At 73.2% G+C, this 22,258-nt stretch carries 20 protein-coding genes, 5 tRNA genes and 2 pseudogenes; 20 read left to right on the top strand and 7 right to left on the bottom strand.

Annotation, left to right across the window (positions count from 1 at the left end; translation table 11 throughout):
• Together IH44_RS0108750 and IH44_RS0108745 are read right to left on the bottom strand one after the other, a co-directional pair.
• A pseudogene (locus IH44_RS0108750) lies at nucleotides 1-95 on the bottom strand (roadblock/LC7 domain-containing protein); the annotation flags it as partial.
• A 10-nt stretch (nucleotides 96-105) separates the two neighbouring features.
• Nucleotides 106-3,954: a nitrate- and nitrite sensing domain-containing protein gene (locus IH44_RS0108745; RefSeq protein WP_051816678.1), complete on the bottom strand. Its 3,849-nt coding sequence runs from the start codon at nucleotides 3,952-3,954 to the stop codon at nucleotides 106-108.
• A gap of 525 nt (nucleotides 3,955-4,479) precedes the next feature.
• On the opposite strand from IH44_RS0108745, the gene IH44_RS0108740 reads away from it, so the two are divergent.
• The 8 genes from IH44_RS0108740 (at nucleotide 4,480) to IH44_RS0108705 (ending at nucleotide 7,771) form a co-directional block, all read left to right on the top strand.
• Nucleotides 4,480-4,671: a hypothetical protein gene (locus IH44_RS0108740; RefSeq protein WP_030458863.1), complete on the top strand. Its 192-nt coding sequence runs from the start codon at nucleotides 4,480-4,482 to the stop codon at nucleotides 4,669-4,671.
• Nucleotides 4,672-4,817: 146 nt separating this feature from the next.
• Nucleotides 4,818-5,618 carry a fumarylacetoacetate hydrolase family protein gene (locus IH44_RS0108735; protein ID WP_030458862.1) on the top strand — a complete coding sequence of 267 codons (801 nt, stop codon included), beginning with the start codon at nucleotides 4,818-4,820 and terminating at the stop codon, nucleotides 5,616-5,618.
• A complete protein-coding gene (gene gltX / locus IH44_RS0108730; protein ID WP_063759570.1) occupies nucleotides 5,611-7,134 on the top strand; it encodes a glutamate--tRNA ligase in 1,524 nt (507 codons plus the stop codon). Before IH44_RS0108735 ends, gltX begins: the two co-directional genes overlap by 8 nt.
• Nucleotides 7,135-7,332: 198 nt before the next feature.
• Nucleotides 7,333-7,404 (top strand) — tRNA-Gln (locus IH44_RS0108725).
• A 21-nt stretch (nucleotides 7,405-7,425) separates the two neighbouring features.
• A tRNA-Glu gene (locus IH44_RS0108720) sits at nucleotides 7,426-7,498 on the top strand.
• A 35-nt stretch (nucleotides 7,499-7,533) separates the two neighbouring features.
• Nucleotides 7,534-7,606, top strand: a tRNA-Glu gene (locus IH44_RS0108715).
• Nucleotides 7,607-7,619: 13 nt separating this feature from the next.
• Nucleotides 7,620-7,692 (top strand) — tRNA-Glu (locus IH44_RS0108710).
• Between the two features lie 4 nt (nucleotides 7,693-7,696).
• Nucleotides 7,697-7,771: transfer RNA gene (locus tag IH44_RS0108705), tRNA-Gln, on the top strand.
• Between the two features lie 142 nt (nucleotides 7,772-7,913).
• Here IH44_RS0108705 and IH44_RS0108700 read toward each other — a convergent pair.
• Nucleotides 7,914-8,627 (bottom strand): IclR family transcriptional regulator, encoded by a 714-nt coding sequence (locus IH44_RS0108700; protein ID WP_030458860.1) that lies wholly within the window; start codon nucleotides 8,625-8,627, stop codon nucleotides 7,914-7,916.
• A 232-nt stretch (nucleotides 8,628-8,859) separates the two neighbouring features.
• On the opposite strand from IH44_RS0108700, the gene leuC reads away from it, so the two are divergent.
• The 4 genes from leuC (at nucleotide 8,860) to IH44_RS0108680 (ending at nucleotide 12,138) form a co-directional block, all read left to right on the top strand.
• Nucleotides 8,860-10,281 (top strand): 3-isopropylmalate dehydratase large subunit, encoded by a 1,422-nt coding sequence (gene leuC, locus IH44_RS0108695; protein WP_030458859.1) that lies wholly within the window; start codon nucleotides 8,860-8,862, stop codon nucleotides 10,279-10,281.
• Between the two features lie 3 nt (nucleotides 10,282-10,284).
• Nucleotides 10,285-10,896: a 3-isopropylmalate dehydratase small subunit gene (gene leuD, locus IH44_RS0108690; RefSeq protein ID WP_030458858.1), complete on the top strand. Its 612-nt coding sequence runs from the start codon at nucleotides 10,285-10,287 to the stop codon at nucleotides 10,894-10,896.
• 221 nt (nucleotides 10,897-11,117) lie between these two features.
• On the top strand, nucleotides 11,118-11,321 hold the full coding sequence (locus IH44_RS0108685) for a hypothetical protein (protein ID WP_030458857.1): 204 nt from the start codon (nucleotides 11,118-11,120) through the stop codon (nucleotides 11,319-11,321).
• A gap of 133 nt (nucleotides 11,322-11,454) precedes the next feature.
• Complete coding sequence (locus tag IH44_RS0108680) at nucleotides 11,455-12,138, top strand: HU family DNA-binding protein (RefSeq protein ID WP_030458856.1); 684 nt, start codon at nucleotides 11,455-11,457, stop codon at nucleotides 12,136-12,138.
• 322 nt (nucleotides 12,139-12,460) lie between these two features.
• On the opposite strand, the gene IH44_RS0108675 is transcribed toward IH44_RS0108680, so the two are convergent.
• Entirely contained in the window at nucleotides 12,461-13,204 is a 744-nt protein-coding gene (locus tag IH44_RS0108675) for a GntR family transcriptional regulator (protein WP_030458855.1), read from the bottom strand.
• A 141-nt stretch (nucleotides 13,205-13,345) separates the two neighbouring features.
• Between IH44_RS0108675 and IH44_RS0108670 the strand changes: the two genes are divergently transcribed.
• Both IH44_RS0108670 and IH44_RS0108665 read left to right on the top strand, forming a co-directional pair.
• Nucleotides 13,346-13,591, top strand: coding sequence for a hypothetical protein (locus IH44_RS0108670; protein WP_157852197.1), 246 nt, complete (start codon nucleotides 13,346-13,348; stop codon nucleotides 13,589-13,591).
• Complete coding sequence (locus IH44_RS0108665; RefSeq protein ID WP_030458853.1) at nucleotides 13,588-13,980, top strand: hypothetical protein; 393 nt, start codon at nucleotides 13,588-13,590, stop codon at nucleotides 13,978-13,980. Before IH44_RS0108670 ends, IH44_RS0108665 begins: the two co-directional genes overlap by 4 nt.
• 232 nt (nucleotides 13,981-14,212) lie before the next feature.
• Here IH44_RS0108665 and cofC read toward each other — a convergent pair.
• Nucleotides 14,213-14,920 (bottom strand): annotated as a pseudogene (gene cofC, locus IH44_RS0108660) (2-phospho-L-lactate guanylyltransferase); the annotation flags it as partial.
• A gap of 217 nt (nucleotides 14,921-15,137) precedes the next feature.
• Between cofC and IH44_RS0108655 the strand changes: the two are divergent.
• Genes IH44_RS0108655 through IH44_RS0108645 form a run of 3 tightly spaced genes read left to right on the top strand, consistent with a single transcriptional unit; the run spans nucleotide 15,138 to nucleotide 18,109 of the window.
• Nucleotides 15,138-15,938, top strand: coding sequence for a 1-acyl-sn-glycerol-3-phosphate acyltransferase (locus tag IH44_RS0108655; protein ID WP_051816677.1), 801 nt, complete (start codon nucleotides 15,138-15,140; stop codon nucleotides 15,936-15,938).
• A gap of 14 nt (nucleotides 15,939-15,952) precedes the next feature.
• Nucleotides 15,953-16,936: an NAD(P)H-dependent glycerol-3-phosphate dehydrogenase gene (locus tag IH44_RS0108650; protein WP_162870153.1), complete on the top strand. Its 984-nt coding sequence runs from the start codon at nucleotides 15,953-15,955 to the stop codon at nucleotides 16,934-16,936.
• A gap of 30 nt (nucleotides 16,937-16,966) precedes the next feature.
• Nucleotides 16,967-18,109 (top strand): D-alanine--D-alanine ligase family protein, encoded by a 1,143-nt coding sequence (locus IH44_RS0108645; protein ID WP_030458849.1) that lies wholly within the window; start codon nucleotides 16,967-16,969, stop codon nucleotides 18,107-18,109.
• A 22-nt stretch (nucleotides 18,110-18,131) separates the two neighbouring features.
• Here IH44_RS0108645 and IH44_RS42515 read toward each other — a convergent pair whose 3' ends face one another.
• Together IH44_RS42515 and IH44_RS0108635 are read right to left on the bottom strand one after the other, a co-directional pair.
• Nucleotides 18,132-18,671, bottom strand: coding sequence for a DUF3515 domain-containing protein (locus tag IH44_RS42515; RefSeq protein WP_051816676.1), 540 nt, complete (start codon nucleotides 18,669-18,671; stop codon nucleotides 18,132-18,134).
• A gap of 44 nt (nucleotides 18,672-18,715) precedes the next feature.
• Nucleotides 18,716-18,949 carry an Lrp/AsnC ligand binding domain-containing protein gene (locus IH44_RS0108635; RefSeq protein WP_030458847.1) on the bottom strand — a complete coding sequence of 78 codons (234 nt, stop codon included), beginning with the start codon at nucleotides 18,947-18,949 and terminating at the stop codon, nucleotides 18,716-18,718.
• A 201-nt stretch (nucleotides 18,950-19,150) separates the two neighbouring features.
• On the opposite strand from IH44_RS0108635, the gene IH44_RS0108630 reads away from it, so the two are divergent.
• The 3 genes from IH44_RS0108630 to thiD all read left to right on the top strand — a co-directional run bounded on the left by IH44_RS0108630 (nucleotide 19,151) and on the right by thiD (nucleotide 22,124).
• Entirely contained in the window at nucleotides 19,151-20,119 is a 969-nt protein-coding gene (locus tag IH44_RS0108630; protein WP_030458846.1) for a thiamine-phosphate kinase, read from the top strand.
• Nucleotides 20,120-20,260: 141 nt separating this feature from the next.
• Nucleotides 20,261-21,286, top strand: coding sequence for a 6-phosphofructokinase (locus tag IH44_RS0108625; RefSeq protein ID WP_030458845.1), 1,026 nt, complete (start codon nucleotides 20,261-20,263; stop codon nucleotides 21,284-21,286).
• Nucleotides 21,287-21,317: 31 nt separating this feature from the next.
• On the top strand, nucleotides 21,318-22,124 hold the full coding sequence (thiD, locus tag IH44_RS0108620; RefSeq protein WP_030458844.1) for a bifunctional hydroxymethylpyrimidine kinase/phosphomethylpyrimidine kinase: 807 nt from the start codon (nucleotides 21,318-21,320) through the stop codon (nucleotides 22,122-22,124).
• Nucleotides 22,125-22,258 lie beyond the last annotated feature (134 nt).

Below are 22,258 nucleotides of genomic sequence, written 5' to 3'. Positions count from 1 at the left end.
CCGTCGGCGGAGACCACCACGGTGTGGGACACCCCGGGGGTGTTGTCCACGAAATTGGTGATCAGCCAGTTCAGGTTCTGTGCGGCCTGGCTCATCTGGATCAACTCAACGCTCCTGGTGCTCGGGGCCGAAGCCGCTGTTGCCATCGACGTCGGACCGCCCGCCACGGGCTCCCCGGTAGCCCTCGGACGCTCCGCCGAAGTCGAAGCCCGGCCGCTGCTGCGACCCGGGACCGCCGGCGCCCGGCTGCTGGGTCCCCGCCTGGCGGCCCTGCTGGATGCCGCGGCGCAGGTTGGTCAGCCGGCCGCGCACCTCCTCCGGGCTGCGCGAGACCTGGGGCCCGGTCAGCGGGCTGGCCTCGGCGCTGCCGGAGACCAGGTTGGCCTGCGGGGTGCGGCGCGGCAGCCCCGAGGTGGTCAGGCCGTTGGTCTGCGGCTCGCGCATCTGCTCGGCCCGCCGCCAGCGCTCGTCGTTCGCCGACGGACGCCACGGCGCCTCCGGGTCGCCCTGCGGTTCCACCGCCGGACCGCCCGCCGGAGCACCGCCGAACGGCCCCTGCGGCTGCGGCCGGCCCTGGCCCGGCTGGCCGCCCTGGCCCGGCTGGCCCTGCGGCCCGGCCGGACGCGGCCCGGCACCCGGCGCCGGACGCTGCGGCAGGCCCTGGGACTGCGGACCCGGCGCCTGCGGACGCTGCCGCTCGGCCGGCCCGGCCGGCGGCCGCGGCGCCCGCTCCTGCGGAGCCCGGTCCGGCGCCTGCTGGGCGAAGCCCGGCGCCGAGGTGCCCGGACGCTGCGGCTGGTACGACGGACGCGACCGGAACTGCTCCGGACCGTCCTGGGCACCCGGCCCGGCCGGCCGGTCACCGGCGGTCGGCAGCGCCATCGGCTGCGGACGCTCCGCGAACTGCGGCTGCTGCGGCGGCTGCTGGGACTGCGGCGGCAGCGGCGGGACGCCCTGGCCCACCGGGTCCGGCAGCACCGGCTCCACCAGGCCGAGGCCCAGCGGGTCGCGCGGGTCGATGTCGGACGCCTCGAACCGCGGCCGGGCGAACGCACCGGACTGCTCGGCCGGCGCGGCCTCGATCGGCGCGGCCGGCTGCTGCGGCAGCGGACGCCGCTGCAGCTGCTCGGGCCGCCCGTGCTGGGTCGGCTCGCCGCCCGGACGCGACTGGCCCTGCTGCGGACCGCCCTGCGGGCCCTGCGGCGCCTGCGGACGGCGCGGCCCCTGCGGACCGCCCTGCGGCGGCCGGCCCGGCTGGCCCTGCGGACCGCCCTGGCCCGGCTGCGGACGGCGCGGCGGCAGCCCGCCGCCCGGACCGCCCTGCAGGCCCGGGGCGCCCGAGGCGCCCGGCACCCGGCGCGGCGGCAGCCCGCCGCCGGCGGGCGCACCCGCGCCCGGACCGGCCGGAGCCGCCGGGCCCGACCCGCCCGGCGCCGGGTTCTCGCGCAGCGACTGGCCGACCGCACGGGTCGGCAGGCCGCCGGAGCGGTTGCCCTGGGCCGGGCCGGTGCCGAACGCGCCGCCCGGGCCGAACCCGCCGTCGCCCGGCTGGCCGCCGGACCCGCCGGGACCGCCCGGCGCGCGCCGCGGCGCACCCGGACCGCCGGACGGGGCGGCGGGGGAGAACAGGTCGGGGCTGCCGCCGGCCGGGCCCTGGCCCAGCTGCGGACGGCCCGCGGGGTCGTTCGGGGCGGACTGGCCGAGCGCGGTGCGCCCGCCGGGCAGGTCGCCCGCGGGGCGGCCCTGCTGGCGCGGCGTCGGCGCCAGGCCGCGCTGCTGCCGGCCGCCGCCCTGGGGGCCCTGGCCCGGCTGGCCGGCCCCGGGCCGGTTGCCGCGCCGCTCGGCGGAGTTGGTGACGTCCACCGGCAGCATGACCAGCGCGGTGGTGCCGCCGGAGTCGGACGGGCGGAGCTGGATCCGGATGCCGTGCCGCAGGGACAGCCGGCCGACCACGAACAGGCCCATCCGGCGGGAGACGGAGACGTCCACGACCGGCGGGTTGGCGAGGCGCTCGTTGATGTCGGCCAGGTCGTCGGGGGACAGGCCGATGCCGGTGTCGTGGATCTCGATCAGCACCCGGCCGTCCGGCAGGGCGTGGCCGGTGACCCGGACCCGGGTCTGCGGGGAGGAGAACGAGGTGGCGTTCTCCAGCAGCTCGGCGAGCAGGTGGACGAGGTCGTTGACGACCCGGCCGGCCACCTCGGCGGTGGGCACCGAGGCCAGCTCGACGCGCTCGTACTGCTCCACCTCGGAGGCCGCGGCGCGCAGCACGTCGACCAGCGGGACGGGGCGGGTCCAGCGGCGGCCCGGGTCCTCGCCCGCGAGGACCAGGAGGTTCTCGCCGTTGCGGCGCATGCGGGTCGCCAGGTGGTCGAGCTTGAACAGCGAGGCCAGCTGGTCCGGGTCCGCCTCGCGGCTCTCCAGCTCGGAGATCAGCGACAGCTGGCGCTGGATCAGGCCCTGGCTGCGGCGCGAGAGGTTGGTGAACATCGCGTTGATGTTGCCTCGCAGCAGCGCCTGCTCGGCGGCCAGTCGGACCGCCTCGCGGTGCACCATGTCGAAGGCGTGCGCCACGTGGCCGATCTCGTCGGCGGAGTCGACGCCGACCGGTTCGACGGTGACGTCGACGTCGTGCGGGTCGCTCTCGGAGAGGATCTTGACCAGCTCCGGCAGGCGCCGCTCGGCGACGTCCTCGGCGGAGGTCTGCAGGCGGGTCAGCGAGCGCACCATCGAGCGGGCCACCAGGGCGGCGCCGGCGATGGCGACGACGAGCACCAGGGCGACCAGCGAGGCGTTGATGACCGACTGGGTGTCGGCGTCGGACTGCAGCTGCTGGGCCTTGCCGTTGAGGTCCTCGAGGAGCTTCTTCTCGATGGTCCGCTCGGCGGTGATCTTGGCGGTCGACTCCTCGTACCACTGCTGGTAGCTGACGCCGTCGGTCTGCTTGATGCCGTTGGGGTTGAGGACGGCCTGGGAGAACCGGTCGGCCTCGGCGACCACCTTGTTGTAGCTCATCGAGGAGCGCAGCACCCGGGCCGGGCCCTCGCCGTACAGCGCGGTGAAGTTCTCCATCGCGTTGTCCTCGGCGGCGCGCAGCCGGACGCCGAAGGTCTCGTCGGAGGCGGAGAAGTTCGGCGGGTTCTGGGCCAGCGCGGCGGAGATCAGCGCGCGCTGCATCGAGCTGGCCTCCTTGGCCAGCGAGAACTGGTACAGGGTGCGGGTGGACTTCACCAGCTCGGCGGAGTTCGAGGTGATGGCGATGTCCTGCGCGGCACCGATCAGGTCATTGATGATCACGTTGTAGTTGGTGATCGTGGCCTGGATGTTGTTCGCGTCCTTGAACGCGCCCTTGCGGGCCCGGGGGAGCGAGTTGAGGTCCTTGCGGACCTGCAGCAGCAGGGTCTTGGAGCCGGCCAGGTCGAGGTTGTCGAACTTGTCGGCGGCCGCGTTGAACTTCTTCGACAGCGCGGTGCTCTCGCTGTACGCCTGCTGGATGTCCTTGTCGGTGTCCGCGTCGCCGCCGCGGGAGACCGGGCCGGCCGCGATGTCGCGCTCGTTCTGCAGGGCGTCGGCGAGGTCGGTGGCGGTCCGGGCGAGCTCGGCCAGGTCGCTCATCTGGGAGAGCTCGCGGGAGTTCTCCATCGAGCCCTGGACCCGCAGGCCGCCGAAGACCAGCGCCACGATCACGGGGAGGAAGAGCAGCGCGATCAGGCGGGTCCGGATGCGCCAGTTGCGCATGGCGAAGCGGCTCAGACCGGTGGCCCGGCGGCGGTTCAGCGTGCCGCGCAGTCGCGCACGGCGGCTCTTCTTGTCGGCCGGCGTGTCGCCGCCCTGTTCCTGGGGCGCGCTGTTCGCGCCCGGCGCACCGCTGTCGGCGGCGGCTTCGGCGGGGGCGCCGAAGGGCCGCTCGCCTTGGCCGGTCGTCGCCGGTGCCGCCTGGTGGGGGCCGGCCACGGGCTCCCGCGCCTCCGGGTCACCCGCGGCGCCGCTGCCCCTCTTGAAACGTCCCTGCACTGGCGTCGCAACCTCTGGACCGGGCGCCCTTCCCCGCCGGTGCGGAGATAGGGCGGTGTCGAGTTTTTCCGTGGCATTCCAGCACAGCGGGGGAAGTCCAACAAGGGCCGTTACGACACGGTGTCCTGGGCCACCCTCCGCGCGCGGCGTCTCACGTTCTGTGGTGCAACGGACGTGGAATACGGTCCTTTTCGGACACTTGACGCGAGCGGGTCAACGATGGTGAAGATCGATTTGTGCGCCGAATGTCCGGGATATCCCTAATGGCGGATTCCGGCATTGGTCCGGAATCACCACCTCCGCCCCCTTTGCGACCGGAATTGTGAGCAAACTCACAGCCCGATGTGTAGCTTTGGTCACGGCCGCTGTGGAATGGGCTCCCTAACCTGGCAGGGTTGATCGGAGCCTGCCCAGCGGCGGGCCCGCGCAAAAGTCCGTTCGAGCGAAACAAGGGTGCTGACGCAAATGTCCGAGACGACCGAGCAGGCCACCGGAACCACCCCGAGCGCCGGCTCCACGGCCAACCCGCGCCGCACCACCCTGGCCTCCGTCGCGGACTTCTCCGAGCTCCCCGGCTTCGCCGCCCCCCGCACCGCCCGGACGTACACCGCCCAGCTCCCGGCCAGCACGGCCAACCCGCGCCGCACCGTCCGCTGACCCCGGCCGCAGTCCCCGCCCCCCGCCTGCCGCGGGAGCGGCCGCCGCGCCGATAACCTTGGTGGCACGAGCCGGGCCCGGTACTGCGGGCCCGGTCACCGTCCGGGAGCGTCCGGGCGGCCGACGAACCGAGAGGTTGCAGGGCTGTGCGTATCGCCAGGTTCTCCGTCCGCGAAGGGAGCCCCGCGGCGGGCTCGGTCTCCTTCGGAATCATCGAGGGGGACGCCGCGCAACCCGACTCGCTGGTGGTGCACACCCTGGCCGGCCACCCCTTCGGGACGCCGCAGCCGACCGGCGAGACCCACCGCCTGCAGGACGTCCGGCTGCTGGCCCCGATGCTCCCCAGCAAGATCGTCGCGGTCGGCCGCAACTACGCCGCGCACGCCGCCGAGCTGGGCAACGAGGTCCCCGCCGTCCCGCTGACGTTCTTCAAGCCCTCCACCGCCGTCATCGGCCCCACCGAGTCCGTCGCCTACCCGCCGTTCTCCTCGGACGTGCAGTACGAGGCCGAACTCGCCGTGGTGATCGGCCGGATGTGCCGCGAGGTGCCGCTGGAGCGCGTCCCCGAGGTGGTCTTCGGCTACACCTGCGCCAACGACGTCACCGCCCGCGACGTGCAGCAGCGCGAGGGCCAGTGGGCCCGCGCCAAGGGCTTCGACACCTCCTGCCCGCTCGGCCCGTGGATCGAGACCGACCTCGACCCCGCCGACCTGGCCGTCACCTGCACCGTCAACGGCGAGCTCCGCCAGGCCGGCCGCACCTCCCAGATGGTCCGCTCGGTCGCCGAGCTGATCGTGCACGTCTCCGAGGCGATGACCCTGCTCCCCGGCGACGTCATCCTCACCGGCACCCCCGCGGGTGTCGGCCCCCTGAACATCGGCGACGAGGTCGCCGTCTCCGTCGAAGGCATCGGCACCCTCTCCAACAAGGTGATCAAGCGTGGCTAACGCAGACAACAGCGGCTCCGCCGCGGTGAACCCCGCCGTCCGGGTCCGCTTCTGTCCCTCCCCGACCGGCAACCCGCACGTCGGCCTGGTCCGCACCGCCCTGTTCAACTGGGCCTACGCCCGGCACAACGGCGGCACCCTGGTCTTCCGCATCGAGGACACCGACGCGGCCCGGGACTCCGAGGAGTCGTACGAGCAGCTGCTCGGCGCCATGCGCTGGCTCGGCTTCGACTGGGACGAGGGCCCCGAGGTCGGCGGCCCGCACGCCCCCTACCGCCAGTCGCAGCGGATGGACACCTACGCCGACGTCGCCGAGCGCCTGCGCGCGGCCGGCCACGCCTACCCCTGCTACTGCACCACCGAGGAGCTCGACGCCCGCCGCGAGGCCGCCCGCGCGGCCGGCAGGCCCTCCGGCTACGACGGCCACTGCCGCGACCTGACGGCCGACCAGGTCGCCGTCTACGAGCAGGAGGGCCGGCAGCCGATCCTCCGCTTCCGGATGCCCGACACCGCGCTCGCCTTCGACGACCTGGTCCGCGGCCCGATCTCCTTCGACCCGAAGGACGTCCCCGACTACGGCATCGTCCGGGCCAACGGCGCCCCGCTGTACACCCTGGTCAACCCGGTCGACGACGCCCTGATGGAGATCACCCACGTCCTGCGCGGCGAGGACCTGCTCTCCTCGACGCCCCGTCAGATCGCCCTCTACGCCGCCCTGGCGGAGATCGGCGTCGGCAACGGCACCACCCCGCAGTTCGGCCACCTGCCGTACGTGATGGGCGAGGGCAACAAGAAGCTCTCCAAGCGCGACCCGCAGGCCTCGCTCAACCTCTACCGCGAGCGCGGCTTCCTCCCCGAGGGCCTGCTCAACTACCTGGCCCTGCTGGGCTGGTCGCTCGCCGAGGACCGCGACATCTTCGACATCGACGAGATGGTCGCCGCCTTCGACATCGACGACGTCAACGGCAACCCGGCCCGCTTCGACCTCAAGAAGGCCGAGCACATCAACGCCGAGCACGTCCGCCGCCTCGCCCCCGAGGAGTTCGTCGACCGCCTGGTCCCCTACCTCCAGGCCGCCGACCTGCTCCCCGCCGAGCCCACCGCCGAGCAGCTCGCCCTGCTGGCCGCGGTCGCCCCGCTCACCCAGGAGCGGATGGTGGTCCTCTCCGAGATCGTCACCATGGCCGGCTTCCTCTTCGTCGCCCCCGCGGACTTCGCCGTCGACCCCGAGGACGCCGCCAAGGTCCTCACCGCCGACGCCCGCCCGGTCCTCGAGGCCGCCGTCAAGGCGCTCACCGAGCTGCCCGACTTCACCCCGGAGCCGATCCAGGCCGTGCTGCGCGAGGCCCTGGTCGACGGCCTCGGCATCAAGCCGAAGTTCGCCTTCACCCCGCTGCGGGTCGCGGTCACCGGACGCCGGGTCTCCCCGCCGCTGTTCGAGTCGATGGAACTGCTCGGCCGCGAGGAGACGCTGCGCCGCCTGCTCTCCGCCCTGGAGCTCCTGCCGGCCTCCTGAGCCGGTTCCGGCGCCCCGCCGGACACCCGCCGGACACCTGCGGACCGTGTCGCTGACCTGGCCCGCAGGTGTCCGGCGCGCTGCCTGCGGTTATCGATTTTGGAGCGGGGCGGGGCGTCGGGTAATGTTCTTTCTGCGCCGCCCGGGCAGGGAGGCGCAAGACACCGAGGAAGACCCCGCAGAGGGGTTGAACTCTGGTGGGGTATGGTGTAATTGGCAGCACGACTGATTCTGGTTCAGTTAGTCTAGGTTCGAGTCCTGGTACCCCAGCGCAGCACATCACTGCAGTAAGCCCCCGTTGTGTAGTGGCCTAGCACGCCGCCCTCTCAAGGCGGTAGCGCCGGTTCGAATCCGGTCGGGGGTACGCAATTCTTGACAATTGCAGAACGAATGAGTCCCGCCCCCGTTGTGTAGTGGCCTAGCACGCCGCCCTCTCAAGGCGGTAGCGCCGGTTCGAATCCGGTCGGGGGTACTCGCTCATTCAGGCCCCCGTTGTGTAGTGGCCTAGCACGCCGCCCTCTCAAGGCGGTAGCGCCGGTTCGAATCCGGTCGGGGGTACTTATGGGGTATGGTGTAATTGGCAGCACGAGTGATTCTGGTTCATTTAGTCTAGGTTCGAGTCCTGGTACCCCAGCCAAGAAAAGCTCCACGAACGAGCTCCGGGAAACCGGAGCTTTTTTGCATGCCCGGCCCGCGCCGACCCGCCCGGGCCCTCCAGCGCGACGATGCCCTCCCGGCCACCGGCCGGGAGGGCATCGTCGTCGTGTCCGCGCGGGCGGTCAGTTGCGGCGGAGGGCCTCGGTGAGGCGGTTGGCGGCTTCGATGATGGCCTGGGCGTGCATCCGGCCGGGGTGGCGGGTGAGGCGCTCGATGGGGCCGGAGACCGAGACGGCGGCGACGACCCGGTTGGAGGGGCCGCGGACGGGGGCCGAGACGGAGGCGACGCCGGGCTCGCGCTCGCCGATGGACTGGGCCCAGCCGCGGCGGCGGACGCCGCTGAGCGCGGTGGCGGTGAACCGGGCGCCCTGGAGGCCGCGGTGCAGGCGCTCGGGCTCCTCCCAGGCGAGCAGGACCTGGGCGGCGGAGCCGGCCTTCATCGGCAGCGTGGAGCCGACCGGCACGGTGTCGCGCAGGCCCGACAGGCGCTCGGCGGCGGCCACGCAGATCCGCATCTCGCCCTGGCGGCGGTAGAGCTGGGCGCTCTCGCCCGTCACGTCGCGCAGGTGGGTGAGGACCGGTCCGGCGGCGGCCAGCAGGCGGTCCTCGCCGGCGGCGGCGGAGAGTTCGGAGAGGCGGGGGCCGAGGATGAAACGGCCCTGCATGTCACGGGTGACCAGGCGGTGGTGCTCGAGTGCGACGGCGAGTCGGTGGGCCGTGGGCCGTGCCAGACCGGTGGCGGCGACCAGCCCCGCCAACGTGGCGGGGCCCGACTCCAGTGCGCTGAGCACCAGAGCGGCCTTGTCGAGAACGCCGACGCCGCTAGTGTTGTCCATGTCTCGATACTGCAGTCTCAATCAGCGAGACGCAAGTTCAATCTTCCGAGAAAAGCGCCACTCTTGGAGTCAGCAGCCCGGGAGACACCCAGGACGGCACCCCACCAGGGTGTCCGCATCCTGGACGGTCCGGCGTGCAGGGCGCGACTCAAGCGAGCCTCACAGGGCAGCACGGGACAAGACCTCGACGATCAAGAGAAGGCCGGCAGAGCGGCCGGCTGGAGGGAATCCGATGGGACGGACACTCGCAGAGAAGGTCTGGGACGACCACGTCGTCCGGCGCGCCGAGGGCGAGCCCGACCTGCTCTACATCGACCTGCACCTGCTGCACGAGGTGACCAGCCCGCAGGCGTTCGACGGCCTCCGGCTGGCCGGCCGCCCGGTCCGCCGGACCGATCTGACGATCGCCACCGAGGACCACAACACCCCGACCCTGGACATCGACAAGCCGATCGCCGACCCGGTCTCCCGGGTCCAGCTGGAGACGCTGCGCAAGAACGCCGAGGAGTTCGGCGTGCGCATCCACTCGCTGGGCGACGTCGAGCAGGGCGTGGTGCACGTGGTCGGCCCGCAGCTGGGCCTGACCCAGCCCGGCATGACCGTGGTCTGCGGCGACTCGCACACCTCCACCCACGGCGCCTTCGGCGCGCTGGCCTTCGGCATCGGCACCAGCCAGGTCGAGCACGTGCTGGCCACCCAGACGCTGCCGCTGGCCCCGTTCAAGACCATGGCGATCACCGTCGAGGGCGAGCTGCCCGAGGGCGTCACCGCCAAGGACCTGATCCTGGCCGTGATCACCAAGATCGGCACCGGCGGCGGCCAGGGCTACGTCCTGGAGTACCGCGGCTCGGCGATCCGCAGCCTCTCCATGGAGGCCCGGATGACGATCTGCAACATGTCCATCGAGGCGGGCGCCCGGGCCGGCATGATCGCCCCCGACCGCACCACCTTCGACTACCTCCAGGGCCGCCCGCACGCCCCGCAGGGCGAGGACTGGGACGCCGCGGTCGCCTACTGGGAGACCCTGGCCACCGACGAGGACGCGGTCTTCGACGCCGAGGTGTTCATCGACGCCGCCGAGCTGACCCCGTTCGTCACCTGGGGCACCAACCCGGGCCAGGGCGCGCCGCTGGGCGCCGACGTGCCGAACCCGGCGGACTTCGCGGACCCGCAGGAGCGGATCGCCGCCGAGAACGCCCTGAAGTACATGGGCCTGGAGGCCGGCACCCCGCTGCGCGAGGTCAAGGTCGACGCCGTCTTCGTCGGCTCCTGCACCAACGGCCGGATCGAGGACCTGCGGGCCGCCGCGGCCATCCTGGAGGGCCGTCAGATCGCCGAGGGCGTGCGGATGCTGGTCGTCCCGGGCTCGGTCCGGGTCGCCCTGCAGGCCGTCGAGGAGGGCCTGGACAAGGTCTTCACCGCCGCGGGCGCCGAGTGGCGGCACGCCGGCTGCTCGATGTGCCTGGGCATGAACCCGGACCAGCTGGCCCCGGGCGAGCGCTGCGCCTCCACCTCGAACCGCAACTTCGAGGGCCGCCAGGGCAAGGGCGGACGCACCCACCTGGTCTCCCCCCAGGTGGCCGCCGCCACCGCGCTGGTGGGCCGTCTGGCCGCACCCGCCGACCTGACCGACAACGTGGCTGTGGAGGTCTGAGCCATGGAGAAGTTCACCACCCACACCGGTCGCGCCGTCCCGCTGCGCCGCTCCAACGTGGACACCGACCAGATCATCCCGGCGCACTGGCTGAAGAAGGTCACCCGCTCCGGCTTCGAGGACGGCCTGTTCGAGGCCTGGCGCAAGGACGAGTCCTTCGTCCTGAACCTGCCCGAGCGCCAGGGCGCGTCCGTCCTGGTGGCCGGCCCCGAGTTCGGCACCGGCTCGTCCCGCGAGCACGCCGTCTGGGCGCTGCAGAACTACGGCTTCCAGGCCGTCATCTCCTCCCGGTTCGCCGACATCTTCCGCGGCAACTCGCTGAAGAACGGCCTGCTCACGGTGGTCCTGCCGCAGGAGACGGTGGAGCGGCTCTGGGAGTTGACCGAGGCCGACCCGACCGCCGAGATCACCGTCGACCTGGAGGCCCGCGAGGTCCGGGCCGAGGGGCTCGACGGAACCCCCCTGGCCGCCCCGTTCGAGCTGGACGACAACGTGCGCTGGCGGCTGCTGAACGGCCTGGACGACATCAGCATCACCCTGCAGAACGAAGCCGATGTCGCCGCGTTCGAGGCGAAGCGCCCGTCCTTCAAGCCGCGCACCCAGCCGGTCGCCTGAGGCACCGCTTTCTGACGGACCGACAACAAGACCCGCCCCCCTCCGGGGCGGGTCTTCGTTGTTCGCAGGGGAGTTCGTCAGCCGGGAATAGACCCTGGTGTAGCGCAACTCCGCACAGATGGCACAATCGTTGCATGCACCACAGTCCCGAACCCCCGTACCAGGACGGCGAACCCGCGTCCGGGGACGGTCAGGACGGTGCTGCCGACTCGGAAGTCACCCTGCTCTACGCACTGGTGGCCGAGCGGTTGAAGCAAGCCCACGCCCGCGTTCACGCGCTGAACGTGTCGACGGACGCAAAGACCGCTCTCACCCGACAACTGCTGATCGTCACCGAGACCGCGAAGCGCGATCTTCCGGAGGCGGCACGGCGGTTGAGTCGCTTTGTGCAGGACCTCGACGAGGGGCGGATGCCTCCCCGGTGAGCACCGCCATGCGCAAATCCATTGCGACACTAGGGTGATTCACGCGTTTGGTAATTGAAAGTCCGCAGATACATACCTAACGTGCGAAAAGAACGGATGGAATCATCCGGCGCCCGTTTCCGAAGGGGAAGACGTGAACAAGGCTCAGCTTGTCGAAGCGGTGGCCGAGCAGCTGGGCGGTCGCAAGGCTGCCGCAGAGGCCGTCGACGCAGTGCTCGACACCATGGTGCGTGCCGTCGTGGCGGGTGACCGCGTCTCGGTCACCGGTTTCGGCACCTTCGAGAAGGTGGAGCGCTCGGCGCGCTTCGCCCGCAACCCGCAGACCGGCGAGCGGGTCAAGGTCAAGAAGACCGCGGTCCCGCGGTTCCGCCCCGGCCAGGGCTTCAAGGACCTCGTCTCCGGCAGCAAGAAGCTGCCGAAGGAGGGTCCGTCGGTCAAGAAGGCCCCCAAGGGCTCGCTCACCCCGGGCAAGTCCGGCGTGGCCGCCACCCCGGCCGCCAAGCGCGCCGCGACCAAGCGCGCCGCCGCGGCCGGCACCGCCGCCAAGAAGACCGCCGCCAAGAAGGCCACCACCGCCAAGACCGCGGTGGCCAAGAAGGCGGCCCCGGCGAAGACCGCGGTCAAGAAGGCCACCACCGCCAAGACCGCCGTGGCGAAGAAGACCAGCGCCGCGGCGACCAAGAAGGCCACCACGGCGGCCAAGAAGACCACCACCGCCGCGGCCGCCAAGAAGACCGCCGCCACCGCCAAGAAGACCGCTCCGGCGAAGAAGACCGCCACGCGGAAGACCACCGCGCGCAAGTCCACCGCCAAGTAGTCGCCCGCCCCCGGCGCCGGCCCGACCGGCACCGGGAGCACCGGCCGTGCCGGTCCGGCCCGGGTTCCGCCCCGGGCCCGGACCGGCACGGCCTTTTCCGCTGCCCGGCGCCGGGCGCACCCGCCTTCCGCCGACGCCGTCCTGAACGGGCGTCGGCGCGACGCGGCGTCAGTTCCCCGGCGGCGGCTTCCCGGCGGGCCGGAAAACCGGCCGGGAATTGCGCCGGCCGGTGAATGGCGGGCGCCGCCGCGGGCCGGGGGCTCCCGCCCGGACGGCTTCTTTGGCCCGGTCGGCTTCCGCCGGCCGCCATTCGCCGCCGGTCCTACTCCGGCACTTCCACCGGCAGCTCGTAGCAGATCTCCCAGCGGGAATCCGGAATGACCAGGTCCGCGGTCTCCACCGGCCGCCCGGTGTCGTCCAGGTACGTCCGCTCCAGCAGCGTCACCGGGTCGCCCGCGCTGACGCCCGGCAGCAGCGCGGCCTGCTCCGCGGTCGCCCGGGCCGGGCGCAGCCGCTCCACCGCGCGCACCACCCGGATCCCGATCGAATCCATCCGGGCGGTCACGCCCCGGCCGTGGTGCGGTCCGTACTCGGGCAGCTGGGCCGGGGTGTTCTCGGTGAGGTCCATCGGCTCCCAGGAGTCGGCCAGTTGGACCACCAGGCCGTCCGCGGTGAACTCGTAGCGGGTGTGCATCGTCAGTGCGCCCGGCTCGATCCGCAGCCGCCGGGCGACGTGGGCCGGGGCCGGCGTGCGGCCGTACGAGTCGCACTCCCAGCCGCCGTTCGGCACCAGGGCGGCCGGGAAGGCGCCGGCCGTCCGCGAGCGCAGCATCGGCAGCCGGTCCACCGGCTCCCGGACGTACGTGCCGGAGCCGGTCCGGCCCTCCAACAGCCCTTCGCCGATGAGCACTTCCTGCGCGCGCTGCAGCACGTTCGGCCCCACGCCGTAGCTCTCGGCCAGCCGCGCCCGGGACGGCAGCCGTTCGCCGACCGCCCACTCCCCGGCCGTCACCCGGCGGCGCAGGTGGTCCGCGATGCGGAGGTACGGCGGGTCCTGTGAGGGCATCTGGCATCTCCCTGCGGAGGGCGGGGACCTGCCGGTTGGCGGCAGGACGGGTGATTCAGCTTGACAACCTAATGCATCAGGTGGAATCTAATGACTTAGCTTCACTATGCGTGATCGGCCGACTTCGGGGAGAGCGGTGGCGTGCCAAGCACGAGGGTGTTCGACCTGGCCTCCAGGCTCGCCGCGGCCACCGGAGCCGAAGCCAGGATCATCCAGTTGCCCGACGGCGGTTACCGCGTGGAGGCGGAGCTCCCCGGAGACCCGGACCCGCGGGACCACCTCACGGTCCTCGACGTCCTGACCCGCGCCGACCGCTACGGACACCGCTACCGCGCCCGCATCCACACCGTCTGGGCCGAATTCGACCCACCCCAGGAGCCGCCGTGAAGAACGCGCCGCCCGGCTACACCGTCGGCATCGAGGAGATCACCGAACCGACCTCGTTCCTCGCGCTGGCCCCCGCGCTCGCCTCGCTCTGGCAGACCCTGCACGCCCTGCCGCTCGGCTGGACGCAGTTCGAGGCCTACCGCTACTTCTTCGGCCCGGGCGCGGTCGAGCGCACCGAGGCGTTCCTGCAGCGGGACGGCCAACTGCAGCTCGGCTTCGCCCTGCTCGGCCGCACCCGGCTGATCAGCGTCCGCCCGACCGGCCGCGGCCCGTTCCAACTGGTGCCCACCGCCCTCAGGTTGCTCGACAGCCCGGATGTCGCCTCGCTGCGGCTGAACGGCTCGGGAACCCTCCCGCCGCCGGGCCCGCGCTACCGGCGGAGCGCCTGACGGCCGGTCAGTCTCCCTCGGGGTCCGGGAAGGTCTGGAGGGTGAGGAAGACCACCCGTCGGTCGGGGCCCTCGCCGGTGGTGCGGATCCGGACGCGCTGGCCGGGGCGCAGCAGGCGCAGGCCGCCGGCGTCGAAGGCGGGGGCGTCGAAGGGGACGGGGGTGCCGTCGTCGAGCAGGACCGAGCCGGAGCGGGTCGTGGGGTCGTACGTGAACGCGGTGGCCTGCATGGGAGCCAGCATAGGGCTTCGGAGCAGCGCCGCGGTGGCCGGGCCGAGGCCGAGCAGCCGGGCCTCGGCGAGGTCCGCCGGGGTGTCGACGTCGCGGCGGACGGAGGGCGCGTCGGGCAGCAGCAGTTCGGTCGCGCCGCCGGCCAGGTGGGCGTCCCGGGAGCCGGGGCCGAACGCCGGGCGGAGCGGTTCGCGGCCGGCCCCGGCGAGCAGCACGGTGCCGGTGCCCGGGGTGTCGGCGAGGAAGGCCCGGCCGCGCGCGGGCACCGCGGCGAGGACGCGGGCGAGTTCGGCGGGCCGCAGCGCCGGCAGGTCCGCGGAGAGCGTGGTGACGGGGGAGCGGGGGTGGCGCCGCAGGGCGGCCGCCGCGCCGTGCGCGAGCGCCGGGTTGAGGCCGCCGGGCTCCGGCTCGTCGGCCAGCACGTCGGCCCCCAGCGCGCGCAGCGCCCCGGCGGCGCGCGCGTCCCGGGTGACCACCAGGACGCGGCCGACCGCGGGGCAGGCGAGCGCGGCGGCGACGGTGTCCAGCGCGAACGCCAGGGCGAGCCGGGGCCGCAGCGGGCCGAACGCGGCCAGCCGGCTCTTCGCACCGGCGAGCGCCTTGACCGGGACGACCACCGACCAGCCGAGCCGCAGCGCCTCCCGGTCGGCGTGCGGCTGCCCCGGGGCGGTCGGCCCGACGGCGGCGGGGCGTACGGTGTCCTCTGTCATCGGCGCCATTGTGGCGTCGGCCGGGGAGCCCTGGCCAGCGGTTCCGGGGGCCCCGGGGCGGCGGGCGGGTGCCTGGCCGGCTGGTGGCGGTGGTGGCTGCTCGACACAGGCTCGGCCCGCGGGTGAGACTGGTCGGCGCCCCGGAGCCGCTGGCCGGACCCGGCGAGCAGAGAGCGCGGCGCAGTACGGGGCGCCGCACGAATGAGGAGGAGCTGGGGTGGCCCGCCGCTCTAACGCCAGGTTCGGAAACGCCGACTACGGGATCTGGTACCGCTTCGCGGCGGTGCTCGTGAAGCCGGTGACCAACGCCCTGGCACAGGCGGACTGGCGCGGCTGGGAGCACCTGCCCGAGAAGTCCGGGTTCATCGCCGCGGTGAACCACAACTCGGTGATCGACCCGGTGTTCTACGCGCACTGGCAGTACAACTCGGGCCGTCCGCCGCGGATCCTCGCCAAGTCCTCGCTGTTCTCGGTGCCGTTCATCGGCTTCATGCTGCGCAAGACCGGCCAGATCCCGGTGTTCCGGGAGTCCACCGACGCGGCCGAGGCGTTCCGGGCCGCGATCGACGCGGTGAACGGCGGCCAGTGCGTGCAGTTCTACCCGGAGGGCACCCTCACCCGGGATCCCGACCTGTGGCCGATGACCGGCAAGAGCGGCGCGGCCCGGGTCGCGCTGATGACGGGCGCGCCGGTGATCCCGGTGGCGCACTGGGGCGCGCACGAGATCATCCCGCCGTACGGCAAGGGCAAGGGCAAGTACCGGCTGTTCCCGCGGCACCGGGTGGTCGTCGCGGCGGGCCCCGCGGTCGACCTGAGCAAGTACCAGGGGCAGGAGCTCACCGCCCAGGTGCTCAGGGAGGCCACCGACGACATCATGGCGGCGATCACCGCCGTGCTGGAGGACATCCGCGGCGAGCAGGCCCCGAAGGAGCGGTACGACATGCGCAAGGCCGCCAAGGACCGGGCCGCGGCCGCCCAGGCCAAGCGCGAGCGCGCCGCCGAGGAGGGCGGCCGGTGACCCGCTGCGCGGTGATGGGGACGGGCTCCTGGGGCACCGTCTTCGCGATGATCCTGGCCGACGCGGGCTGCGAGGTGACCCTGTGGGGCCGCCGGCAGGAACTGGTCGACGCGATCGACCGGGACCACGTCAACCGGGACTACCTGCCGGAACTGACCCTGCCCGCGGGCATCCGGGCCACCACCGACGCCGCCGCGGCGCTGGCCGGCGCGGACTTCGCGGTGCTCTCGGTGCCGTCCCAGACGCTGCGCGACAACCTCGCGCTCTGGGCGCCGCTGATCGAGCCGCAGACCGCCCTGGTCAGCCTGATGAAGGGCGTCGAACTGGGCACCGTGAAGCGGATGAGCGAGGTGATCGCGGAGGTCGCCGGGGTCGGCCCGGAGCGGGTCGTGGTGGTGTCGGGCCCGAACCTGGCCGGCGAGATCGCCAACCGGCAGCCCGCCGCGACGGTGGTGGCGTGCGCCGACGAGGAGGTCGCCAAGCGCTTCCAGAAGGCCTGCCACACCCCGTACTTCCGCCCGTACACCAACACCGACGTGGTGGGCTGCGAGCTGGGCGGCGCGGTGAAGAACGTGATCGGCCTGGCGGTCGGCATGGCCAACGGCATGGGGCTGGGCGACAACACCAAGGCGACGCTGATCACCCGGGGCCTGGCCGAGACCACCCGGCTGGGCCTGGTGCTCGGCGCCGACCCGCACACCTTCGCCGGCCTGGCCGGGATGGGCGACCTGGTGGCGACCTGCTCCTCGCCGCTGTCCCGGAACAACACCTTCGGCACCAACCTGGGCCGCGGCATGACGCTGGCCGAGACGATCGCCGCCACCAGCCAGACCGCGGAGGGCGTGAAGTCCTGCGAGTCGGTGCTCGACCTGGCCCGGCGCAACGGGGTGGAGATGCCGATCGTGGAGGCCGTGGTCGACGTGGTGCACAAGGGCCGGCCGACCCAGGAGGTGCTGAAGGGGCTGATGGCCCGTTCGGCCAAGCCTGAGCGCCGGTGACCGGAATCGGACGGTAGTCTCAACGCCGTTATGAGCATCGAACAGACCTCCCCGAACCAGGCGGCCAAGCCGCGCGTGGCGATCGTCTTCGGCGGCCGCAGCTCCGAGCACGGCGTGTCCGTGGTCACGGCCGCCAGCGTGCTGCGCTCGATCGACCGCAGCAAGTACGAGGTGCTGCCGATCGGCATCACCCACGAGGGCCGCTGGGCCCTGGTCGGCGACGAACCGGCCCGGATGGCCATCACCGACGGCCGGATGCCGGACGTCGACCAGGTCGCCGAGTCCACCGAGGGCCAGGTCGTGCTGCCCGCCGCCCCCGGCAACCGCGAGGTGGTGTGGAGCGAGCCCGGCGCCGCGCCGAAGGTCCTCGGCGAGGTCGACGTGGTGCTCCCGCTGCTGCACGGCCCGTGGGGCGAGGACGGCACCCTGCAGGGCCTGCTGGAGCTCTCCGGCGTCCCGTACGTGGGCTCCGGCGTGCTGGCCTCCGCGGTCGGCATGGACAAGGAGTTCACCAAGCGGATCATCGAGTCGCTCGGCCTGTACGCGGGCGAGTACACGGTGCTCAAGCCGCGCGAGTGGGAGTCCGAGGCCGGCCGGGCCGCCGCCCGCGAGCGGATCGCCGCGCTCGGCCTGCCGCTGTTCGTCAAGCCCTGCCGGGCCGGCTCCTCGATCGGCATCACCAAGGTCAAGGACCTCGCCGACCTGGACGCCGCGGTCGAGGAGGCCCGCCGCCACGACCCGAAGGTGATCGTGGAGAAGGGCGTCGAGGGCCGCGAGATCGAGTGCGGCGTGCTGGAGTTCGAGGACGGCCCGCGCGCCTCGGTGCCCGCCGAGGTGCTGGTCGACGGGGACTTCGAGTTCTACGACTTCGAGGCCAAGTACATCGACTCCTCCGAGGTGCGCATCCCCGCCGACCTCACCGACGCCGAGCGGGCGGAGATCCGCCGGCAGGCCGTCGAGGTGTTCGAGGGCCTCGGCTGCGAGGGCCTGGCCCGGGTCGACTTCTTCCTGCTGGCCGACGGCCGGTGGATGGTCAACGAGGTCAACACCATGCCCGGCTTCACTCCGATCTCGGCCTACCCGAAGATGTGGGAGGCCACCGGCGTGCCCTACGCCGAGCTGATCGACCGCCTGCTGGCCGCCGCGCTGCGCCGCTCCACCGGCCTGCGCTAGGCCCCGGCCGGGCGGCCGCCGCTCAGGAGGCGTCGTCCAGGCAGTCCGAGTCGGCCGTCCCGTCGATCCGCGGGACGGTCGCCCGGATGGCGTCGGAGAACGACCCCAGCGGGTCCGCGTAGTTCGGGTACGCGCCCGCCGGGACCTCCACCACCACGTACGCCTTGCGCATCCCGGTGGCGAACCGGTAGCCGCCGGCGCCGTCCTCGGTCAGGCCCCAGCCGACCTCGTCGACGCACGGGCCCTTGCGCTCGGTGTCGTTCAGCAGGTCCGGCCGGTCGGCGCCGCAGGTCATCACGGTGCGCGGGGAGGAGCCCCAGGCCGCGGTGTACGGCGAGGCCGGGGACGGGTCCCTGCGCGGGCGGCCGAGCACCTCGGCGGGCAGCGCCGCGTGCAGCGCCGCGCAGTACCGGGCGGTCTCCGCGTCCTGCGAGGGCGCGGGGACGTCCGGATCGCCGCCCCAGGAGACCACCATCCAGGCCGTGCAGCCGAGCAGCGCGGCGGGCAGCGCCAGCCAGCGCACCGGGGCGGGCAGGCGGTTCAGCAGGTCACGGGAAGCCACCGCACGATGGTAAGCGGGCTTATCCCGCCCGGTGGACGGAGGGCTTACAGCCGCACCACCGGACAGGTCAGGGTGCGGGTGATGCCCTCCACCCGCTGCACGTTGGCCACCACCAGGCGGCCCAGCTCGTCGATCGACTCCGCCTCCGCCCGGACGATCACGTCGTACGGGCCGGTCACGTCCTCGGCGGTGATCACTCCGGTGATCCCGGCGATGGACTCGGCCACCGAGGTGGCCTTGCCCACCTCGGTCTGGATCAGGATGTACGCCTGCACCACGGGGGACCTCCAGGCGGCTGGGTGGGGGGAGTTGCTGACCGGCAGTCTGATCACCACGCTACCGCGCGACGGCACGGACGGGGGAGACCCCGCGGGGCCCGAAAGGCGTACGCTGCGCGCGGAGGCGGCGGTGCCGCCGCCTCCGCAGGCGGGGGAGCAGGACGACAATCGGACAACGGGGAACGCGGAAGGACGGGCTGAATGCAGGGGACCGTGGGCGAACTCGGCGAGTTCGGGCTCATCCGGGAGCTGACCGCACGGCTGCCGATGACCCCGGCGGTGGAGCTCGGGCCCGGCGACGACGCGGCCGTGGTCAAGGCGCCCGACGGGCGGGTGGTGGCCACCACCGACGTGCTGATCGAGGGCCGGCACTTCCGCCGCGACTGGTCCACCGCGTACGACGTCGGCCGCAAGTGCGCCGCGCAGAACCTCGCCGACATCGCCGCGATGGGCGCCGTCCCGACCGCGCTGCTGCTCGGCCTGGTCACCCCCGCCGACCTGCCCACCACCTGGGCCACCGAGCTGATGGACGGCCTGCGCGACGAGTGCCAGGTGGCCGGCGCCACCGTGGTCGGCGGCGACGTGGTGCGCGGCGACACCATCACGCTGGCCATCACCGCGCTCGGCGACCTGCAGGGCCGCCGCCCGGTGGTGCGCTCCGGCGCCCAGGTCGGCGACGTGGTCGCGGTGACCGGCTGGCTCGGCTGGTCCGCCGCCGGGCTGACCGTCCTGCAGCGCGGCTTCCGCTCCCCGCGGGCCTTCGTCGAGGCGCACCGCCGCCCCGAACCGCCGTACCACGCCGGCCCCGCCGCCAGCGAGCTCGGCGCCACCGCCATGGTCGACGTCTCCGACGGCCTGGTCGCCGACCTCGGCCACGTCGCCCGGGCCAGCGAGGTCGACATCGACCTGCGGGCCGCCGACTTCGACGTCCCCGCGCAGATGGCCGACATCGGGCAGGCCGTCGGCGTCGACCCGCTGGTGTGGGTGCTCTCCGGCGGCGAGGACCACGCGATCGTCGCCACCTTCCCCAAGTCCGCGCCGCTGCCCGCCCGTTGGCGGGTGATCGGCGAGGTGGTCCGGACCGCCCGGCCCGGCCGCGGCGGCACCGTCACCGTGGACGGCGCCCCCTGGGACCGCACCGCGGGCTGGGACCACTTCGCCGAGGAGTAGGCCGCGGCCCGCCCTGGTGGCTACCCGGCGGTACGCCCCCGAGCGCGTAGGGTGGCGACTGTCGGGCGGACCGGCAGCGTCGACGGTCCGGTCCACCTACGGACGCGGGGGCGCGCCCCCCGGAGCAGGAGCACAGCCACCATGCGAATCGGCGTTCTCACCAGCGGCGGCGACTGCCCCGGCCTGAACGCGGTCATCCGCTCGATCGTGCACCGCGGCACCGACGTGCACGGCGACGAGATCCTCGGCATCGAGGACGGCTTCCTCGGCCTGATCGAGGGCCGGGCCCGACCGATCTCGCACGAGGACGTCACCGGACTGCTCACCCTGGGCGGCACCATCCTCGGCTCCGCCCGGGTCCAGCGCGAGAAGATCCGCTGGGCCGTCGAGAACTCCCGCGAACTCGCCGCCGGCCTCGGCATCGACGCGCTGATCGCCATCGGCGGCGAGGGCACCCTCACCGCGGCCAAGCTGTTCAGCGACGCCGGGCTGCCCGTCGTCGCCGTCCCCAAGACCATCGACAACGACATCGACGCCACCGACGTCACCTTCGGCTTCGACACCGCCGTGCACGTCGCCACCGAGGCCATCGACCGGCTCAAGACCACCGCCGAGTCCCACCAGCGCGTCATGGTGGTCGAGTTGATGGGCCGCCACACCGGCTGGATCACCCTCACCGCGGGCATGGCCGGCGGCGCCCACGGCATCCTCATCCCCGAGAAGCCCTTCGACATCGAGGCGGTCGCCCGGATGATCGAGGACCGCTTCCGGCGCGGCAAGAAGTTCGCCATCATCGCCGTCGCCGAGGGCGCCCAGCCGCTGCCCGGCACGCTGCGCTTCGAGCACGGCCGGGTCGACCAGTTCGGCCACCAGACCTTCGGCGGCATCGGCACCCGGCTCGCCATCGAACTGGAGAACCTGCTCGGCAAGGAGGCCCGGCCGGTCATCCTCGGCCACACCCAGCGCGGCGGCACCCCCACCGCGCTCGACCGGGTGCTCGCCACCCGCTTCGGCTGGCACGCCGTCGAGGCCGTCCACAAGGGCGCGTTCGGGCACTTCACCGCGCTGCGCGGCACCGAGATCCACCTCACCCCGATCGCCGACGCGGTCGTCCAGCTCAAGACCGTCCCGCAGGACCGCTGGACCGAATCCGAGGCCGTGCTCTGAACGCCGACGGCGGGTCGGTAGGTTGGGGCGCATGAGCACCTTCGCCGCCGCCCCGCCCCGAGTCCTCACCGTCGCCGGCTCCGACAGCGGCGGCGGTGCGGGCATCCAGGCCGACCTCAAGGCCATGCTCGCCCTCGGCGTCCACGGCATGAGCATCATCACCGCCGTCACCGCGCAGAACTCGCTCGGCGTCCAGGGCTACTGGGAACTGCCCGCCGAAGCCGTCCGCGCCCAGTACCGCAGCGTCGTCGACGACATCGGCGTGCAGGCCGTCAAGACCGGCATGCTCGCCTCGGTCGAACTCGTCGAGACCGTCTCCGCGCTGCTCGCCGACGCCCCCGCCCCCGTCGTGGTCGACCCGGTCGGCGTCTCCAAGCACGGCGACGCGCTGCTCGCCGCGAACGCCGTCGACACCCTCCGCACCCGGCTGCTGCCGGTCGCCACCCTCGCCACCCCCAACCTGCACGAGGTGACCCAGCTCACCGGGCGCACCGTCACCGGCGAGGCCGACATGCTCGACGCCGCGAAGGCGCTGCGCGACCTCGGCCCCGACTGGGTGCTGGTCAAGGGCGGCCACCTGGAGGGCGAGGCCGCCGACCTGCTGCTCGCCCCCGACGGCGAGGCCCACTGGTACCGGGCCCCCCGCCACGACAACCGGCACACCCACGGCACCGGCTGCACCCTCGCCAGCGCGATCGCCGCGCGGCTCGCCCTCGGAGACCCGATGCCGCAAGCCGTCGCCCACGCCAAGGCGTACGTCACCGGCGCCATCGCGCACGGCTTCGCGCTCGGCGCCGGCATCGGGCCGGTGGACCACTTCTGGCAGGCCAGGAAGTAAATCAGGGGCTCGGGGAACGGCGAGGCCGTGGCTGCTGACGGTTCACTGCCGTTGCGCGCATCGGCTTCCGGTTCTGTTACGGCACGCAGCAGCACGGACACTCCGACGGGCTCCGGCCGCCAGCAGCACGAGCC

This window comes from Kitasatospora sp. NRRL B-11411 (assembly GCF_000721345.1).
GTDB classification, from domain to species: Bacteria; Actinomycetota; Actinomycetes; order Streptomycetales; family Streptomycetaceae; genus Kitasatospora; species Kitasatospora cineracea.
Note: the sequence above shows the minus strand (reverse complement) of the source record. Positions and strands in the feature narration are given on the sequence as shown.

Excerpts from the sequence above, each read along its gene's own strand:
- IH44_RS0108740 (WP_030458863.1), top strand. The coding sequence starts at position 4,480 with ATGTCCGAGACGACCGAGCAGGCCACCGGAACCACCCCGAGCGCCGGC.
- IH44_RS0108700 (WP_030458860.1), bottom strand. The coding sequence starts at position 8,627 with ATGGACAACACTAGCGGCGTCGGCGTTCTCGACAAGGCCGCTCTGGTG.
- leuC (WP_030458859.1), top strand. The coding sequence starts at position 8,860 with ATGGGACGGACACTCGCAGAGAAGGTCTGGGACGACCACGTCGTCCGG.
- leuD (WP_030458858.1), top strand. The coding sequence starts at position 10,285 with ATGGAGAAGTTCACCACCCACACCGGTCGCGCCGTCCCGCTGCGCCGC.
- IH44_RS0108675 (WP_030458855.1), bottom strand. The coding sequence starts at position 13,204 with ATGCCCTCACAGGACCCGCCGTACCTCCGCATCGCGGACCACCTGCGC.
- IH44_RS0108650 (WP_162870153.1), top strand. The coding sequence starts at position 15,953 with ATGGGGACGGGCTCCTGGGGCACCGTCTTCGCGATGATCCTGGCCGAC.
- IH44_RS0108645 (WP_030458849.1), top strand. The coding sequence starts at position 16,967 with ATGAGCATCGAACAGACCTCCCCGAACCAGGCGGCCAAGCCGCGCGTG.
- IH44_RS0108630 (WP_030458846.1), top strand. The coding sequence starts at position 19,151 with ATGCAGGGGACCGTGGGCGAACTCGGCGAGTTCGGGCTCATCCGGGAG.
- IH44_RS0108625 (WP_030458845.1), top strand. The coding sequence starts at position 20,261 with ATGCGAATCGGCGTTCTCACCAGCGGCGGCGACTGCCCCGGCCTGAAC.
- thiD (WP_030458844.1), top strand. The coding sequence starts at position 21,318 with ATGAGCACCTTCGCCGCCGCCCCGCCCCGAGTCCTCACCGTCGCCGGC.